This window comes from Nonomuraea sp. NPDC049504 (genome assembly GCF_040676845.1).
Classification (GTDB): domain Bacteria; phylum Actinomycetota; class Actinomycetes; order Streptosporangiales; family Streptosporangiaceae; genus Nonomuraea; species Nonomuraea salmonea.
In genome coordinates, this window is sequence record NZ_JBFAPT010000010.1 from 222014 (window position 1) to 238038 (window position 16025).

Annotated in this window: 18 protein-coding genes; 7 read left to right on the forward strand and 11 right to left on the reverse strand. The window is 73.0% G+C overall.

Features of this window, described 5'->3' with window-relative positions; genetic code table 11:
• Window positions 1-36: 36 nt before the first annotated feature.
• Window positions 37-621: a TetR family transcriptional regulator gene (locus AB0K28_RS20960; RefSeq protein ID WP_345405616.1), complete on the reverse strand. Its 585-nt coding sequence runs from the start codon at window positions 619-621 to the stop codon at window positions 37-39.
• 56 nt (window positions 622-677) lie between these two features.
• On the opposite strand from AB0K28_RS20960, the gene AB0K28_RS20965 reads away from it, so the two are divergent.
• Together AB0K28_RS20965 and AB0K28_RS20970 are read left to right on the forward strand one after the other, a co-directional pair.
• Window positions 678-1544, forward strand: a complete 867-nt coding sequence (locus AB0K28_RS20965; RefSeq protein ID WP_364372357.1) for an SDR family NAD(P)-dependent oxidoreductase — start codon at window positions 678-680, stop codon at window positions 1542-1544.
• Window positions 1545-1644: 100 nt separating this feature from the next.
• Complete coding sequence (locus tag AB0K28_RS20970; RefSeq protein WP_345405622.1) at window positions 1645-2211, forward strand: dihydrofolate reductase family protein; 567 nt, start codon at window positions 1645-1647, stop codon at window positions 2209-2211.
• Between the two features lie 50 nt (window positions 2212-2261).
• Here AB0K28_RS20970 and AB0K28_RS20975 read toward each other — a convergent pair whose 3' ends face one another.
• A complete protein-coding gene (locus tag AB0K28_RS20975; protein ID WP_345405625.1) occupies window positions 2262-2687 on the reverse strand; it encodes a peptidase inhibitor family I36 protein in 426 nt (141 codons plus the stop codon).
• 217 nt (window positions 2688-2904) lie between these two features.
• On the opposite strand from AB0K28_RS20975, the gene AB0K28_RS20980 reads away from it, so the two are divergent.
• Both AB0K28_RS20980 and AB0K28_RS20985 read left to right on the forward strand, forming a co-directional pair.
• A complete protein-coding gene (locus AB0K28_RS20980) occupies window positions 2905-3054 on the forward strand; it encodes a GPGG-motif small membrane protein (RefSeq protein ID WP_345405630.1) in 150 nt (49 codons plus the stop codon).
• A 110-nt stretch (window positions 3055-3164) separates the two neighbouring features.
• A complete protein-coding gene (locus AB0K28_RS20985) occupies window positions 3165-3638 on the forward strand; it encodes a hemerythrin domain-containing protein (protein WP_364372361.1) in 474 nt (157 codons plus the stop codon).
• A 60-nt stretch (window positions 3639-3698) separates the two neighbouring features.
• Here AB0K28_RS20985 and AB0K28_RS20990 read toward each other — a convergent pair whose 3' ends face one another.
• The 3 genes from AB0K28_RS20990 to AB0K28_RS21000 form a co-directional block, all read right to left on the reverse strand.
• Complete coding sequence (locus AB0K28_RS20990) at window positions 3699-4358, reverse strand: maleylpyruvate isomerase family mycothiol-dependent enzyme (protein WP_345405633.1); 660 nt, start codon at window positions 4356-4358, stop codon at window positions 3699-3701.
• 77 nt (window positions 4359-4435) lie between these two features.
• Window positions 4436-4768 carry a YnfA family protein gene (locus tag AB0K28_RS20995; RefSeq protein WP_345405636.1) on the reverse strand — a complete coding sequence of 111 codons (333 nt, stop codon included), beginning with the start codon at window positions 4766-4768 and terminating at the stop codon, window positions 4436-4438.
• A 23-nt stretch (window positions 4769-4791) separates the two neighbouring features.
• The gene (locus AB0K28_RS21000) at window positions 4792-5190 is read right to left on the reverse strand and encodes a hypothetical protein (protein ID WP_345405639.1); all 399 of its coding nucleotides are present in this window, start codon (window positions 5188-5190) and stop codon (window positions 4792-4794) included.
• A gap of 79 nt (window positions 5191-5269) precedes the next feature.
• Between AB0K28_RS21000 and AB0K28_RS21005 the strand changes: the two genes are divergently transcribed.
• Window positions 5270-5644 carry a MerR family transcriptional regulator gene (locus AB0K28_RS21005; protein WP_345405642.1) on the forward strand — a complete coding sequence of 125 codons (375 nt, stop codon included), beginning with the start codon at window positions 5270-5272 and terminating at the stop codon, window positions 5642-5644.
• Window positions 5645-5698: 54 nt separating this feature from the next.
• Window positions 5699-7498, forward strand: coding sequence for a cytochrome c oxidase assembly protein (locus AB0K28_RS21010; protein ID WP_364372366.1), 1800 nt, complete (start codon window positions 5699-5701; stop codon window positions 7496-7498).
• Here AB0K28_RS21010 and AB0K28_RS21015 read toward each other — a convergent pair.
• From AB0K28_RS21015 to AB0K28_RS21025, 3 genes are all read right to left on the reverse strand, one after another.
• Window positions 7483-7623 carry a hypothetical protein gene (locus AB0K28_RS21015; protein ID WP_364372369.1) on the reverse strand — a complete coding sequence of 47 codons (141 nt, stop codon included), beginning with the start codon at window positions 7621-7623 and terminating at the stop codon, window positions 7483-7485. The two genes, AB0K28_RS21010 and AB0K28_RS21015, sit on opposite strands and share 16 nt — an antisense overlap.
• On the reverse strand, window positions 7620-8777 hold the full coding sequence (locus AB0K28_RS21020; protein ID WP_364372372.1) for an erythromycin esterase family protein: 1158 nt from the start codon (window positions 8775-8777) through the stop codon (window positions 7620-7622). The genes AB0K28_RS21015 and AB0K28_RS21020 overlap by 4 nt, the downstream gene beginning before the upstream one ends.
• Before the next feature lie 71 nt (window positions 8778-8848).
• Window positions 8849-9691 (reverse strand): helix-turn-helix domain-containing protein, encoded by an 843-nt coding sequence (locus AB0K28_RS21025; protein ID WP_364372375.1) that lies wholly within the window; start codon window positions 9689-9691, stop codon window positions 8849-8851.
• A 68-nt stretch (window positions 9692-9759) separates the two neighbouring features.
• On the opposite strand from AB0K28_RS21025, the gene AB0K28_RS21030 reads away from it, so the two are divergent.
• Window positions 9760-10521, forward strand: coding sequence for a class I SAM-dependent methyltransferase (locus AB0K28_RS21030; protein ID WP_364372378.1), 762 nt, complete (start codon window positions 9760-9762; stop codon window positions 10519-10521).
• A gap of 7 nt (window positions 10522-10528) precedes the next feature.
• On the opposite strand, the gene AB0K28_RS21035 is transcribed toward AB0K28_RS21030, so the two are convergent.
• From AB0K28_RS21035 to AB0K28_RS21045, 3 genes are all read right to left on the reverse strand, one after another.
• The gene (locus tag AB0K28_RS21035; protein ID WP_364372381.1) at window positions 10529-12184 is read right to left on the reverse strand and encodes a SpoIIE family protein phosphatase; all 1656 of its coding nucleotides are present in this window, start codon (window positions 12182-12184) and stop codon (window positions 10529-10531) included.
• 215 nt (window positions 12185-12399) lie between these two features.
• Entirely contained in the window at window positions 12400-14097 is a 1698-nt protein-coding gene (locus AB0K28_RS21040; RefSeq protein ID WP_364372384.1) for a CBM35 domain-containing protein, read from the reverse strand.
• A gap of 38 nt (window positions 14098-14135) precedes the next feature.
• On the reverse strand, window positions 14136-16019 hold the full coding sequence (locus AB0K28_RS21045; RefSeq protein ID WP_345405668.1) for a beta-L-arabinofuranosidase domain-containing protein: 1884 nt from the start codon (window positions 16017-16019) through the stop codon (window positions 14136-14138).
• Window positions 16020-16025: the final 6 nt, after the last annotated feature.

Below are 16025 nucleotides of genomic sequence, written 5' to 3' on the forward strand. Positions count from 1 at the left end.
GCCGCCGCAAGGGCGCGCCCGTGCGGTGAGGCGCGCTCAGGACGGCCGATCCGTGCCTGGGGCGAGGAAGGCGGGGCGGAGCATCGTGAAGACGCGGTCCGTCAGCGCGGTCCTGTCGGCGGAGCCGCCGGTGCGCAGCCATTCGCGGGCCACCGTGTCGAGCGCGGCCCCGGCCGCGGCCGCCGCCAGGTCGGCCTCCAGCTCCGGCACCCCGCGCCCGGTCAGCGCCTCGATGATCCGGCCGCGCGCCTCGTCGCGCTTCTGCAGCAGCCTGGTACGCAGCGCCGGTGTGTCCTCGATCAGCCGCATCACCTCGATCTGGGTGTTGATCCGCGCCTCCCAGTCGCGCAGCACCGCGTGCAGGCACTCCCACGGCCCCTCGCCGGCGGGCCGCGCGGCGATCTCGGCGGCCACCTGCTCGGCCAGCGCCTCGACGCCGCCGAACAGCACGTCCTCCTTGGCCGGGAAGTAGCGGAAGAAGCTGCGCTTCGACAGCCCGGCCGCTCTGGCGATGTCGTCGACGGTCGTCTCGTCGAACCCGCGCTCGGTGAACAGCTCAAGCGCCCGCCCGGCCAGCTCGGCGCGGACGGCACGCCTGGTGCGATCTCGCAGACCTTCCATGACCACACACCCTACACCAGTTGCCATGTGTGGCACTCGGTGTCATATTTGGGCTCATGCTCTCAAGCGATGGAACCCCCAAGACCGTCCTGATCACCGGCAGCACCGGCGGGATCGGCAAGGAGACCGCACGCGGCCTCGCCGCACTGGGCGCCCGGGTGATCCTGGTCGGCCGCGACCTCTCACGGGCGCGGCAGGCCGCCGCCGAGATCGGCGGCAGGACCGAGGCCATCGCCGCCGACGTCACCCGCCTGCGCGACCTGACCAGGCTCGCCGCCGACGTGGCCGCCCGCTGCGACCGCCTCGACGTGCTGGTCAACAACGTCGGCGCCCACCCGCCGCGCCGCACCCTCACCGAGGACGGCGTGGAGCTCACGTTCGCCGCCCACGTGCTGGCGCCGTACACGCTGACCCGCCTGCTGCTGCCGCTGCTGACCGGCCGGGTGGTCAACCTCACCGGCGGCATCCCCGGCACCCCGATCGACCCGGGCGACCTGCAAGCCGAGCGCCGCTACCTGGGCTGGACGTTCAGCCAGTACAACCACACCAAGACGATGCTGATGGCGATGAGCCTGCGCTTCGCCGAGCAGGTGGCCGGCACCGGCGTCACGGTGAACGTCGCCTACCCGGGCCACGCCCACACCCCGATGAACCGGTCGATGACCACGGCCGGCTTCCCGTACGCCTACCGCCCGCTCGTCCCGCTCCTGCGCCTGGCCGCGCCCCGGCTCCTCGCCGACCTGGCGAAACCGGCCCGCTCCAGCATCCACCTCGCGTCGAGCCCCGAGGTGGAGGGCGTGAACGGGGCGTACTTCGACGCGAAGTGCCGGCGTACGGACTGGCCGGCCGCCGCGCTCGACCGCCGGGCTCAGGACGCCGTCTGGGCGCTGTGCGAGGAACTGACCGTGAGTCTCGCGCTCTGAGAAAAAAACTTCGGCCGGCGTGTAGAGGCGGCTGGGACGGCTCCGACTACAGGGTGACGGAGCCGAGAAGCGGCGCCGGTCGGAGCGAAGAAGGTGCACCATGAGCAGGATCGTGCTGGACGTGTCGATCTCCCTCGACGGTTTCTCGGCCGGCCCCAACGTACGGATGGACGAGCCGATGGGCGACGGCGGCGAGCGGCTGCACGCGTGGATGGCGGGCGAGGGCCCCGGCGGCGCGGCCGAGCTCGCGATCCGGCAGGAGGTGGACGCGTCCGTCGGAGCCGCCCTGATCGGCCGCCGCACGTTCGAGCTGGGCCTGCGCCCGTGGGGCGGCACGCCCTGGCCGTACGCGCCGGGCTTCGTGGTCACCCACCGGATCGAGGAGGACTTCACCGGCGACAACGGCGGCAGGTTCTCCTTCGACGGGCTGGAGGCGGCGGCGCGGCGCGCCAAGGAGGCCGCGGGCGGCAAGGACGTCCTGGTGCTGGGCGCGGACCTGGCCAGGAGCCTGCTCGCGGCGGGCCTGCTGGACGAGGTGCACCTGCACGTCATGCCGTTCCTGCTGGGTGAGGGGACGCCGCTGTTCGGCGGCGTGCGGGCCGAGCTGGAGCCCCTGGGCGCGCCCGTCGGGGGCGTCGCCGCCCACATGCGCTACCGCGTGCGGTGAGGGGTGCCGCCGCCCGCCGGTCCCTGGGTGGCGGCGGCTCGCGGGGCGGCTCAGCGCCAGCGCAGGAAGTCCACCGTGTCGTTGTCGCCGGGCGGCTCCTCGATCGACCGCCCGGGGAGGAGCAGCCTGATCCTGAGCCGCCGGAGATCGACCAGGACGGCGGTGGAGCCGGTGCGGTTGACCCAGGAGGAGACGTTGTTCGCCGCCGTCGGGCCGCCGACGCCGCCGGGCATCGGCAGGTCGAACAGGTCGACGTCGTAGCCGGCGCGGACGCCGTACGCGGGGCCGCTGCGGTTGTAGTCCCGGTACAGGCACAGCGTCGCCCACGGGCAGGGCTGGCCGTCGGCGAGCCGGAAGACGCCCTCCGGCAGCGCCAGGCGCGGCGCGGCCTGGGCGGGGAGCGCGGTGGCCGTGACCGCGGCGGCGACGGCCAGGCCGGTCAGCAGGCGGGCGGCGGTGGTGGTGATGCGGCGCATCGGGGTGTTACCTCCAATGAGAGTGCTGCGGATCTGACGACCTCACCATCTCGTAACCATGCGAATGAGAACAGTTACACACAGTGACATCGCACAGGTCATGGCGGTATGCCGACCTGGCCGAGCGGTCACCTTGGCATTCGGCCGTGATCGAAGCGTTACCGCACCCGGCGCGGGATCCCGTTTCCCGGCCCCGCCTCAGGGCAGTCGCGGTCCCATGGCTACTCTTCTTTGGATTCTCGCCGTCATCCTCGTCGTCGCCGGTGTCTACGTGCTGCTGGCCCGCCGCGACATCCTCTGGGGCATCGTCCTCATCGTCGTCGGACTGCTGGTCGGCCCCGGCGGGGTGAGCATCTTCAACGTCTGACGCCCGGCGCGACCGGGCCCCCACGCGGGCCACGTCCGGCCGCGACCGCGCGGCCGGCCCGCCCCCGTACGAACACGTCCCCCGCACACCCCCTGAGGAGAAAGCGCTCCATGGACGCCATCGTGCTGCTCAAAGACGACCACAAAACCGTGGAGAAGCTGTTCAAGCAGTTCGAGAAGGCCGGGCCGAAGGCCCACAAGGAAAAAGAGAAGATCGTCGCCCAGGTCATCGAAGAGCTGACCGCGCACACGTACATCGAAGAGACGATCTTCTACCCGGCCGTCCGCGCCGACGTGCCCGACACCGACGACCACGTCCTGGAGAGCGTCGAGGAACACCACGTCGTCGTCTGGATGCTGTCGGAGCTCAAGAAGCTCGACCCCGCCGACGAGCACTACGACGCGAAGATGACCGTTCTCATGGAGAACGTCCGTCACCACGTCGAGGAGGAGGAACAGGAGTGGTTCCCCCAGGTCCGCGAGGCCCTGGGCCGCAAGCGGCTGCAGGAGCTGGGCGAGCAGATGGCCCAGGCCAAGAGCGACGCGCCCCGGGACCCCCTGAAGATCCCCAGCGCCACCCAATGACCACCTGAACAGGACCGCTCGCAACGGGACCGCGCCGCATCCGGCGCGGTCCCGTTCTGATCACCGCATGCCCTGCCGTTCGCGCAGGACCTCCACCCCGTCGCCGGTCAGCTCGTCGCAGTACGCCGCCCGCCCGGTCATCGCCATCACCAGCGCCAGCGTGGACCCCGACACCAGCGGTCCCGACCCCGTCGCGAACGGGCCGTCCCCGGCCGCGAGCCGCAGCCCGGCGATCCGCTTCTTGCCGGGCAGCACCATGTCGGTGCCCTGGTAGTACTCGGCCACGCGGGTGAGGGTGCCGATCGGGTAGGCGCGCCGGATGCCCAGCGGCCGGCGGATGTCCTCACCGTGCACGATCGTCTCGCCCAGCATCGCGATCACCGGCAGCGGCGGCTTCGTGGTGCTGGTCACGACCCGGCGGAACCGGCCGAGCGTCTCGCTCGCGTCCGCGCCCAGCTGCTCGGCCAGCCGCATCGCGACCTGCCGGTCGAAGTCGAACCGGCACCGGATCACGCCCGCCAGCCACCGCACGCCGTTCAGGCTCGCGCCGGAGGTGAGGTGGGCGAGCACCTCGCGCACGCTCAGCCCCGCGCACAGGGACGGCGTCGCCCACTGCTCCCCGGTCAGCCCCGCCAGGTCGTCGGCCAGCGCCGCCCGCTCGGCGTGCACCAGCGCCCAGCCGCCGTCCGGGGGAGCGGCCTGCCGTCGTGCGTCCGTCATATCGTCCTTCTTCGTATATTTTCCAACGGTCAGCAGGTACGGACTCGCGCGGCGGCCCGAAATCATCGCTCACCGGGTCAGGTGCGTGGGGCGTACATGATGACGAGGACGCCGGCCAGGCAGACCAGGGCGCCGATGACGTCCCAGCGGTCGGGGCGGAAGCCGTCCACCACCATGCCCCACGCCAGCGAGCCCGCCACGAACACCCCGCCGTAGGCGGCCAGGATGCGGCCGAAGTTCGCGTCGGGCTGCAACGTGGCGACGAAGCCGTACAGGCCGAGGGCGATGACGCCGGCGCCGATCCACAGCAGCCCGCGCTGCTCCCGGACGCCCTGCCAGACCAGCCAGGCGCCGCCGATCTCGGCGAGGGCGGCCAGGGCGAACAGCAGCAGCGAGCGCAGGATGGTCATGGCAGGTAGTACATCGCATGGTGTCAGGGGGTGCTCGTCCGCGGGGTGATCCACAGGCCCTTCGCGGTGAGACGTTCCATGGCTCCTTCGAGGTCGTCGGTGAGGTGGTAGAACTCGTCCAGGACGGCGCGGGCGGTCTCGTCGTCGATGACCGCGCAGTCCCACACGACCTCCTCGCCCGTCCCGGTGACGTCGAAGGCGAAGAACGCGCAGCACGCCTTCTCCCGCGCGGCCAGATCCCGCACCCACGCGGCCACTCCCGGCTCGGCGCGCAGCCGGAACCGGATGCCCTGGGCGGTGCGCTCCCGGGCGATCAGGTGCCGGCCGAACAGTTCGTGGTATTCGTCCAGGCGCTGCCGGGGCGTGTCGGATGCGGTGCTCATGTCGCAGACGACCGGGGTGCCGGGGGCGGGGATGTCCATGATCTTCCTTCCTCTTGTGACGCCGGTGGAGGCAACCGTAGAGTCTGGACCCGGGTCCAGAGTCAAGGGATGAGATGCCGTGAAGATCGGTCAGGTCGCCCGTGAGGCCGGGGTCAGCGTGGACACGGTCCGCTTCTACGAACGCCGCGGCATCCTTCCCGCCGCCGCGCGCCGCCCCTCCGGCTACCGCGAGTTCGACCCCGCCGCCGTCGAACGCATCCGCACCGCCAAGGCCCTGCAGGAGCTGGGCTTCACCCTCGACGAGGTCACCGCCGCCCTGACCGCCCACGACGGGGGCGGTGCCACCTGCGAAAGCGAGCGCTGGCGGCTGGAGGCGGTGGTGGCCCGCTTCGACGCCCGCCTCGCCGAGCTGGAGCGCGCCAGGCAGGCGGCCGCCCGAGCCCTCCAGGACTGCCACTCGGGCCACTGCCGCCTCCGCTTCGAGAGTCCTTGAACCGAGGGCGCCGCTCGTGCGTACCCGTGTGTACGCGGCTGGGAGTGGTGCCTGATGACGGTTGATGCGCGGTTCGATGCTCGGGCGGGGGCGCGGCTGAGCACCCGGTGGTACGCGAAGGCTTACGTCGTTGCCCTGGCCGGTGTGGGGGCGCTGGTCCTGGTAGGGGCGTTGCGGTTCGGGGGCGGTGCCGGGGTGCCGCAGATCGCCGGGCTGCCCTCCGCCGGGCCGGTCACCGAGTGGGGGTTGCCGCTGGTCCGGCTGGTGTACGAAGTCTGTGCGGCGGCTTGTGTGGGGACGTTGCTGGCGGCGTCCGTGCTGGCGCCGGCCGCGGCGCCCGAGCGGGAGTCGTGTCTGCGGGCGGCCGGGTGGTGGGCGCTCGCGTGGGCGTTCTCCTCTTTGGTCACCTATCTGCTCACCTTGTCCAGCTTCATTCCGATGCCGGTCGGCGAGCTGATGGCCCAGCCGGACATGCTCGGGTTCGGCGCGGGGCTGCCGCAGACGCGGGCGCTGCTGCTGGTCGTGGCCGTCACGTTCGTGGTGGCGACCGCGACGATGGCGCCGCGCCTGCCGCGCCGGCTGCCGCTGGTGATCGCGTCGGCGGGGCTGCTGCCTCCCGCGTACGTCGGCCACGCCGCCTCCGCCGGCGACCACGACCTCGCGGTGTCCGGGCTGATGGTGCACCTGGCGGCGATGGCGGTGTGGGCCGGCGGGCTGGGCGCGGTGCTGCTGCACTTCCGCCGCTCCGGCGACCTGCCGGTGGTGCTGCGGCGCTTCAGCGCGATCGCGCTGTGCTGCTTCGCCGCCGTCGCCTTCTCCGGCACGGTCAGCGGCTGGGTACGGCTGGGCACGCCGTCCGACCTGTGGCAGAGCCCGTACGGGATGCTGCTCCTCGCGAAGGTCGCCACGCTGGCGGTGCTGGGGTGGTTCGGGTGGACGCATCGGCGGCGCACGGTCGCGGGCGTCGCCGACCGGAGCGTGCGCAGGACGTTCGTCCGGCTGGCGGCGGGCGAGCTGGTCGTGATGGCGGTGGCGATGGGGCTGGCGGTCGGCCTGGCCCGCACCCCGCCTCCGGCGGGCGGCGAGGCCGGCGCGCACGCCCATCCGGCGCTGGAGTACGCACTCGCCCCCTTCTCCCCGGCCGCACTGATCACCGAGGTACGGCTGGACCCGCTGGTCGTGCTGCTGCTGGCGGTGCCCGCCGTCGCGTACCTGGCCGGCCTGCGCCGGGTCCGGGGCTGGCCGCGGGCCCGCACGATCGCGTGGTACGCCGGGCTCGCGCTGGCCGGGCTGGTGCTGCTCGGCGGGGTGAGCGGGTACGCGCGGGCGATGCTGTCGGCGCAGGTGCTGCAGCACGTGGTGCTCGCGCTGGTCGTGCCGCTGCTGCTGGCCGCCGGCGCGCCGGTCACGCTGGCGGCGCGCACCGACGCCGTCAGGAAGCGGCTCAGCCCGCGCGCCGCCGTGGGCCTGGCCGTCGCCTGGCCCGCCATGGCGCTGCTCCTGTACGGAACGGGCTGGCTGGCCTGGTCGATGACCGGTTACGCCGAGCACCTGGGCACCGAGCTGCTGTTCCTCACCGTGGGCCTGGTGACGGCCTGGGCGCTGGTGGGCCCGGACCGGCCGGCCCTCCCGCCCGGGTGGCGGGGCCGCCTGGCGGCGGTGGCCGGCCTGACGTACGCGGGGGTGGGGGCGTACCTGCTGCTGGCGTCCCCCGTAGCGGCCCGCTGGTTCGCCCTGGCCAGGCCCCACGACGCCCCCGACCTCATCACCGACCAGTACCTGGCGGGAGCGCTGCTCCTGGTCATCCCCCTGCTCACACTGGCCGCGCTCCGTAAGGCTCAGTCCGTCCAGTGAAACCAGGCGTCGAACACGGTGTACGGCGGACTGCCCAGGAACGTCACGACCCCGTCCAGCCGTCCTGGGTGGAAGCCCTCGACCGCACCTGGCCCACCCGCCCAGGCGCCGTGGTCGAAGGTCACATCTCTTCGGTGGTCTCCTTGATGAAGACGACGGCGTCGGCTGCGGCGAGGTGGGCGGGGTCGAGGGGGAAGTACGCGAAGTCGGGCGAGACGCGGGTGCTCATGCCGGGGACGGTGGCCAGGCGGCCGGCGTCGAGGAGGGAGCGGTCCCAGGGAAGGTCCGCCATGCGGCCCTCCACGGTGTCAGGGGAAGGCGGTTCGCCGGCGACGGTGCCGAGGGCCGAAGCGAGGAAGGCGTAGCCGGGGCCGAGCCTGGTCCGGGTGATCGCGCCCGCGCTCGACCAGCGCAGCACGTCGTCGCCGAACGGCATGGTGGACTCGTTGCGCTGCAGGTGCAGGTTGTGGGAGAAGACCAGGGCGGGGCCGTGGCGCTCAGCGATGGCGCACAGGTTGTCCGCCATCATCACCGCGCGCAGGGCCGACAGCCGGGTCCAGCGGACGGGGGAGTCGTCGGCCAGCCAATAGTGGTAGCGCAGCAGGCCGGTGGCGGTGCGCGCGTACAGCTCGGCCTGCTCCCTGTCCTCGTCGCTCAGCTGCGGCTGCTGCGTCGCCAGCAGGGCGACCAGGTCGTCGGCGATCACCCGCAGCCGGACGGCCTCGGGGGAGCGGCCGATCGAGCGGGCGGGGTTCATCGCCGACTCCTCGTCCGACCAGCGCTCGTCGGCGCCGAGCAGCGCGTCGAGGGTCTCGCGGGTGCAGGGGTACGGCTCGCGCAGGAGGTCGTAGAGGCCGGTGAGCGCCTCGCGCGGGCTGTGCGCCCAGTATTCGAGCGGCCCGTCGAAGCCGAGGAAGCGCAGCTTGGCGTCATGCTCCTCGTTGTACGCCCGCATCCACCGCACCAGCTCCCTGTTGCCCGGCAGGCTGCCGAAGTCGTGGCTGAAGCCGTGCTCCATGACCTCGTCGAGGCTGCCCTTGCCGGTGGTGACGTAGTCGTCCACGATCCGGGCCTTGAGGCAGTCGATCTCGAGCACGACCGCGCGGTAGCCGTCGTGCTCGACCAGGTGGGGGAAGAGCTCGTTGCGCAGGTCGCGCAGCTCCTTGACGCGGTGGGTGGCCTCGCCGAGACCCAGCAGCCGGGGGCGGGCGGGCAGCGAGCCGAGGAAGGCCGACAGGGCGGCGCCGTCGAGAGGACGCGCTATGTCCTTGAAGTTCATGCCTTCAACGGTATCGTTGAACTTTCGGTGTGAACTTGGCGGATAATCGCCTAGAAAAGAGCGAAAAAGTCTCAACCGTGCAGGTCAGGCCAGGCGACGTCGTCCACCGCCAGGAACGGCGCCGCCGCCACCGCCGCCGGGGTCATGCCGGCGAAGGCCACCACGTCCCGGTGCAGGTGCGACTGGTCGGCGTAGCCGCTGTCGGCGGCCACCACGGCGGGGGCGTGACCGGCGGCCAGCCGGTGGGCGGCGTGGTCGAAGCGGATCAGCTGGGCGACCCGCTTGGGCGTGAGGCCCGCCTGCGCGCGGAAGCGCGACCACAGGCGCTTACGGCTCCAGCCGACCTCGGTGACGAGCCCTTCCACGCGGACCCGGCCCCGCCGCGCCACCATCTGCCGCCAGCAGTGGGCCACCTCGGCATCCACCGTCCTGCGGACGTCGTCCCGCCGCCTGATCAGCGCGTCCTCAGCGATCGTGAAGCGCTTCTCCCAGGTGGCGGCGGCGGTGAGGCGCTCCTGGAGATGCACGGCCGCGCGCCCCCACAGGTCGTCGAGCGAGAGCACCGTGCCGCCCAGCTCCGACGACGCGCCCAGCAGCTCGTGGGCGAGCAGCGGCGACAGCCGCACCTGGAGGCAGGCCGTCTTCCTGGTCAGCCCCCGCCCCCTGATGCCCTTGGGCGCGAGCCCGGCCACGACGCGCTCGCTCTGCCGGGCGCCGTGGTCGTCCTCGATGACGAACGACGGCTCGCCCAGCTCGATGAGCACCGTCACCGCGGGGTGGGGCACCAGCGCGAGCTCGTGGTACTCGTTGGCCTGGTCGCTGAACCCCGCCATCGTGACCCCGGGCAGGCGGCCCGGCCGCGCGGGGACCGCGATGTCCCACCGCGGTCCGCGAATCGGCTGCGCTGATCGCACGCCGCCATGCTATGGCGCGCCGGACTCGGGTCCGCGGCCTGCCCCGCAGGCATGCCAGGATGCTCGGCATGTCGCAACGCGCCCTGAGCTTCGGCACGATCGCGGAAGCCTACGAACGGTACCGTCCCGGCTATCCCGACGAGCTGGCCCGCCTGGTCCTGGAGTACGCCGGCCGGCCGGTCACGACCGCGCTGGAGATCGGCGCGGGCACCGGCAAGGCCACCCGCGTCCTCGCCCGGCACGGCGTCGCCGTCACCGCGACGGAGCCCGACCCCGCCATGCTCGCCGAGCTGCGCAAACACGTCCCGGCGAACGTCACGCCGGTGCGGGCCGCGTTCGAGGAGCTGCGCCCCGGCGTGACGTACCCGCTGGTGTTCGCGGCGGCGGCGCTGCACTGGACCGACCCGGGCGAGCGGTGGGCGCGCATGGCCGCGCTGCTGGAGCCGGGCGGCGTGTTCGCCTCGTGCGGCGGGCCGCTGCTGCTCGCCGACCCCGCGGTGGCGGCGGCCGTGGCGGCGGCGCGGGAGCCGTACCTGGCCGACGACACCATCCCGGCGCCCGACGGGACGCCTCCCGAGGCCGCCATGCAATGGCCGGGCAGCGAGCTGGAGCGGTCGGAGTGGTTCGGCGACGTGGAGCAGCACGTGATCGAGCGGCGCGTCGAGCTCAGCGCCCGCGACTACGCCGGCCACCTGTCGACCGTCTCGGCCTATCTGATGCTGCCGGACGAGCAGCGCGAGCAGGTGCTGACCCGCATCCTGGAGGTGCTGCCCGCGACCGTGGAGATGACCGGCGACCTCATCCTCCACCTGGCCCGCCGCGTTCCATGACGGACCGTCAGCGGCGGATCTGGGCGGCGAGCAGGGCGACGTCGTCCTCGGCGCCGCCGCCCACCATCGTCCGCACCACCGCGTCGCAGAAGTCCTCCAGCGGCAGCCGCGCGGCGGCGGCGAGCGCGACGCCGAGCCGGTCGATGCCCGCCTCGATGTCGGCCTCCCTGGTCTCGATCAGGCCGTCGGTGTAGAGGACGATCCTGCTGCCCGGCGGCAGGTCCACCTCCAGCGAGTCGAACATGCCGAACCCGAGGCCGATCGGGGTGCCGGTGGGCGGACGGGGGAAGGAGACGGTGCCGTCCGGGTGCACGACGGCGGGCGGCGGATGACCTGCCGAGGCGAGCCTGCAACGCCCTGTGGCGGGGTCGTAGACGGCGTACAGGCAGGTCGCGCCGGCCGTGCCCAGGCGGGCGCCGCACGCGTCGGCGCTCTCGTCGGCCAGCCTGACCAGCATGTCGTCGAGGTGGTTGAGGAGCGCGCAGGGCGGCTGGTCGACGTACGCGAGGGTGCGCACCGCCATCCGCAGCCGTCCCATGGTGGCCGCGGCGTGGATGCCGTGGCCGGTCACGTCGCCCACGACCAGCGCTATCCGGCCGTCGGGCAGCGGGATCGCGTCGTACCAGTCGCCTCCCACGTCGTGCAGGTCGGACGGCATGTAGCGGGAGGCCAGCTCCACCTCGCCGGTGCCGGTCAGGCGCGGCGGCAGCATGTTGCGCTGCAGGGCCAGGGCGGCCGTGCGCTCCAAGGTGTACTGGCGGGCGTTGTCCAGGCTGAGCGCCGTCCGCGCGCCCAGGCCCTCGGCGAGCGCGAGGTCGCTCTTGGCGAACGGCACCTTGTTGTCGGTACGGACGAACACCGCGACGCCCAGGATGTCACCGCGCGCCTTGAGCGGCACGATGATCAGCGAGTGCATGCCGACGGCGTGGATGATCTCGGCACGGTCGGGGTCCCGGTCGAGCCAGGTGCCCGGTGCGGTGTCCAGGAACGGCTCGAAGTGCGAGCGCCCCGAGTTCAGCACCATGGTGAACGGCGACGACGGCGGCACGAACACCGCCTCGCCCCGCTCCCACAGCGACTCCGGCACGCCGTCGTGGATGGAGGCCACACCCGCCCGGTAGAAGGCGGGCACGCTGTCCTCCGTCGCCTCCAGCCGCTGCAGCGGCTCCGCTCCCGGCAGCACCGCCTCCGCCAGGTCCACGGTGACGTAGTCGGCCAGGGCGGGCACCGCCAGGTCGGCCAGCTCCTGGGCGGTGCGGCGGACGTCCAGCGTGCTGCCGATGCGGATGCTGGCCTCGTGCAGGAGGGTCAGGCGGTCGCGGGTGTGGCTGTGGCCGATGTCCAGCACCATCGAGCACAGGCCGACCGGGCGGCCGTCCGCGTCCTCCAGGCGGAAGAACGAGGTGGACAGCTTGTGCTCCTCGCTCCGGCCCGGCGACGTCCAGTGCGCCTCACGGTCGATCCGCGGGACGCCGTCGGCGAGCACCTGCAGCATCGCCTGCCTGGCGCCGCGCGTGTCCAGGCCCGGCTCCAGGTCCGACAGGGCGCGGCCGACCTGGTAGTAGGGGAACACGTGCTGCAACGCCCTGGCCGCGTCGTTACGCCAGACGCACCGCAGGTCCCGGTCCCAGACGGCGATCGCCATGGGAGTCCGCAGCAACATCGGCTCGAGAAAGGGCCGCACAGCGGAGAGCGCGTCGCCCCCATCGGTGTGCGATTGCGCGGGCGGCCTTTCCGCCGGCTCCCCGCCGGGCCGGTTCACGGGTGTGCCCATGAGGGACCCATTTCCACCACAAGCCCGGCTATGCGGGATGACCTGCGCGGATGCGCCGCCGCACGGGATCACGTGACCCCGTGCGGCGGCGCGTCCGGCCGGGGTCAGGTCAGCTGGATGTAGTCGAGCTCGGCGTAACCCGTGCCGCCGGCGAAGTGCGGGGAGCCCTTGGCGAGGCGGATGACGTTGTAGCCGGCCCGCAACGCCACCGTCGTGCTGACGGTCGCGCCGAACTGGCCCCACGCCGCCGTCGGCGGGTAGCTGACCGTGCTCCACGCCCCGCCGTTGTATGCGAGCCCCTGCGTGGCGGTGGCCCCGGTGCCGTTGGCGTAGCCGATGGTCAGCGTGTACGCCCGAGCGCTCGGCACGTTCACCACGAAGTCCACGTAGCTGTCGGTACGCGGCGTACCGGAGTTGTCGATGCGTCCCACGTACCCGCCGGCCGACGCGCTGGAGGAGGTCAGCCGCTGGGCGCGGAAGACGGAGGCGTTCTCGGCCTCGTACCGCTGCTGGAATGCGGGCACGCCGGAGGCGGGCTCGACGAGCAGCTGGTACGCGCTGGTCGCGACCATGTTCGGCACGGACACGCTGAGCTGCCCGTTGCTGACCGTCCTGGTCGTGGTGGAGACCGTGGTCGGCGTGCCGACGGCGGTGAACCGGCCGCTGGACGGCGTGGACAGCAGCGTGACCCGCACGCTGGAGCCCAGCGCGCCGAGCCCGGTCAGGTTGACGGTGTTGGTGCCGGACTCGTTGCCGAACACCACGTTGACGATCCTGCGCGTGGGGTCGTAGGCGGCGAACCCGTCGAGCCCGGACGAGGAGGTGGTGGTCGTCACCATGTTTCCGGCCATGTCGCCGTACCACTTGTACAGCCACCACGTGCCGGTCGGCTGGGAGTTGCCGGTGACCAGGCCGTTCATGGTGCCGTACTCGTACCAGAAGGCCCGGTGCGCCGACTCGGCGCCGCCGCGCTCCAGCTTGGCGACGTAACTGGCGATGCGGCCGGGCACGTCCACCTCGGCGGGGGCGGCGTACTCGTTGATCGACAGGCGGCGCGGGCTGATGCCCAGCGACGCCTCCAGGTTGCGGTAGTCGGCGATGTCGGCGGCGATGCGGTCCGGGTTCTGCAGCTCGTGCCAGCAGATGATGTCGGGTAGCGTGCCGGTGTCGCGAGCGCGGGTCAGGAACGCCTGCATCCACGAGCGGTTGTAGGTGGCGGTGCTGGGGCCGACGATCGGGGTGAGCGTGTCGAGCGCCCGAACCGCCCGGTGCGTCCGCACCCACCCGTCGTTGAACGACCCGGCGGCGCTGGTGTTCCAGGTGTAGTCGGGCTCGTTCCACAGCTCCCAGCCGAGCACGTTCGTGACGGTGGTGGCCGCGAGCCGCGCCCTGACCATGGTGTTCACCTTGGCCAGCCAGTCGTCCCAGCTCACCCACCGGTAGGGGAAGTCGGGGTAGATGTCGGGCATGCGGATGTACTGGCCGGCGCCGACGCGGTCGGCCTGCGGCGCGATGAGCAGGGAGTCGCCGCCGGGCGGCTGGCCGTTGGGCCGCTGGCCGACGCCGGGCGCGGGCTGGGTGAGTGAGTTGACCTTGATGGGGAGCAGGGTCGAGTCGGCGGGGCGGTTGTTCTCCGCCAGGCCGTAGAGGCCGCCTGAGGCGGCGTGGGTGACCGGGCGGAACGGGCGCGCGACGTCGACGGTGAGCGTCGCGCCGGCCGCCGCGGCCGGGGCGGCGCCGGTCACCACGGTGGCGGCCGTGGTGACCAGGGCTAACGCGAGTGCGGTGAGCGTACGGGCCATGGGGGGTCAGGCTCCTTCCTGAATCGGGGGGTGCTTGGTCAGGCGATGGGGAGGAAGATCCGCATGCTGGACGGTCCGCGCCGCGCCCAGGCGTGGTACGGCCGCAGCGGCACGTCGAACCAGTCGCCGCCGTCGCCGCTGACCGGCCGGTCCCGGTAGGACCAGGCTTGGTCGGGCACGCCACGGGCCCGGCCGCGGACCACGGCGCCGCCGGGGACGGCGCGCGGCGCGGAGCCGGCGTCGATGGTCAGGGCGTCGAGGACGCCGGGCGAGGGCAGGTCGGCCGACTCCACGCAGAGCACCTCGGGCCCACGCTCCACGGCGACGCAGCCGCGTACGGCGTCGATGCGCGGGTCGGGCCAGGTGAAGCGGGGCGTCACCGGCAGCTGGAGGACGATCTCGTCCCCGGCCGCGAAGGCCCGCCGCACCCGGGTCAGCCCTGGCGCGACCGTCGTGGTCCGCCCGCCCTCGGTGAGCGTGGCCCCGTCCGCCCAGCCGGGCACGCGCAGGGAGAGGGTCCACGGCTCGTCGGGGCCGGCGACGACGCGGACGCGGACGGTGCCGTCGTCGGGGTAGGCGGTCTCGACGTCGAGGGCCACCGGACGGCCGCCGGGCAGCTCGGCGCGGATCTCGCTGGAGGCGTACTGGAGCAGCTGCAGCCCGTCGTCGTCGACGGTGGCGAGGTAGGCGTGCAGGCCGGCCAGGGTGCGGGCGACGTTCGTCGGGCAGCAGGACACGTCGAACCAGGCGGCCCGCACGCCCGCCTCGGCCCTGGGGCTGACCTCGTCAGGGTCGGCGGGCCGTCCGGCGGCGCGCTGGTGCAGCGGGTTGGCGTAGAAGAAGGCCCGCCCGTCGGCGCTGGGCGAGGTGGCGACGACGTTGTAGAGCGTGCGCTCGATGAGGTCGGTGTAGCGGACGTCGCCGGTGGCGAGGTAGAGCCGCCACGACACCATGATCGAGGCGACGCCGGCGCAGGTCTCGCAGTAGGCGCGGTCCGGCGGCAGCTCCCAGTCCTCGCCGAAGCCCTCGTCCTGGTGGCGCGAGCCCATGCCGCCGGTGACGTACGTGCGCCGCGCCACCGAGCGCTCCCACTGCCGCCGCACGGCGTCGAGCAGCTCGGAGTCGCCGGTCTCGACGGCGACGTCCACCGACGCGGCGGCCAGATAGAGGGCCCGCACCGCGTGGCCGCGCCACACGTCCGCCTCGCGTACGGGAATGTCGTCCTGGAAGTAGACGCGCCCGAGCGGGATGTCCTTCAGCCTGCCGTGGCCGCGCCGCTCGATGAACAGGCGGGCCTGCTCGACGTAGCGCGGCTCGCCGAGCGCGCGGCCGAACTCGGCCAGCCCGGCCTCGATCTCCGGGTGCCCGCAGACGCCGTCGATCCCGCCGGGGCCGAACGTGCGGCACACGTGGTCGGCGGCTCGCCGGGCGACGCTGACCAGGTCGTCGTCGCCCGCGGTGCGCAGCCTGGCCACCGCGGCCTGCAGCAGGTGGCCGGTGTTGTAGAGCTCGTGGCCCATCTCCAGGTCGCTGTAGCGGGGCGGCCTGCCGGGATGGCCGAAGCAGGTGTTGAGGTAGCCGTCCGGGTCCTGGGCGCGGGCGACGCGGGCGGTCAGCCGCTTGATCGCCGACTCCGCCTCGGGGTCGCCGGACCTGGCGCTCTCCCAGGACAGCGCCTCCAGCAGCTTGTAGACCTCCGAGTCGGAGAACGACCAGCCGGGCCGGTCGGGGCCGGTGGTGCCGTCGGCGACCCGGTCGAAGTTGGCGAGCCAGCCGAGGCGCTCCATCCACGACTCGCAGTGGGCGAGCGTCGCCGTGGCGTTCACGGTCTGGCGGCCGCCCCAGAACCCGCCGGTGAGCGAGACCTGCGTGAGCCCGAGCGGGCGTACCCGGCCGTGCGAGGGCAGCACGGGGCTGGTCATACGGCG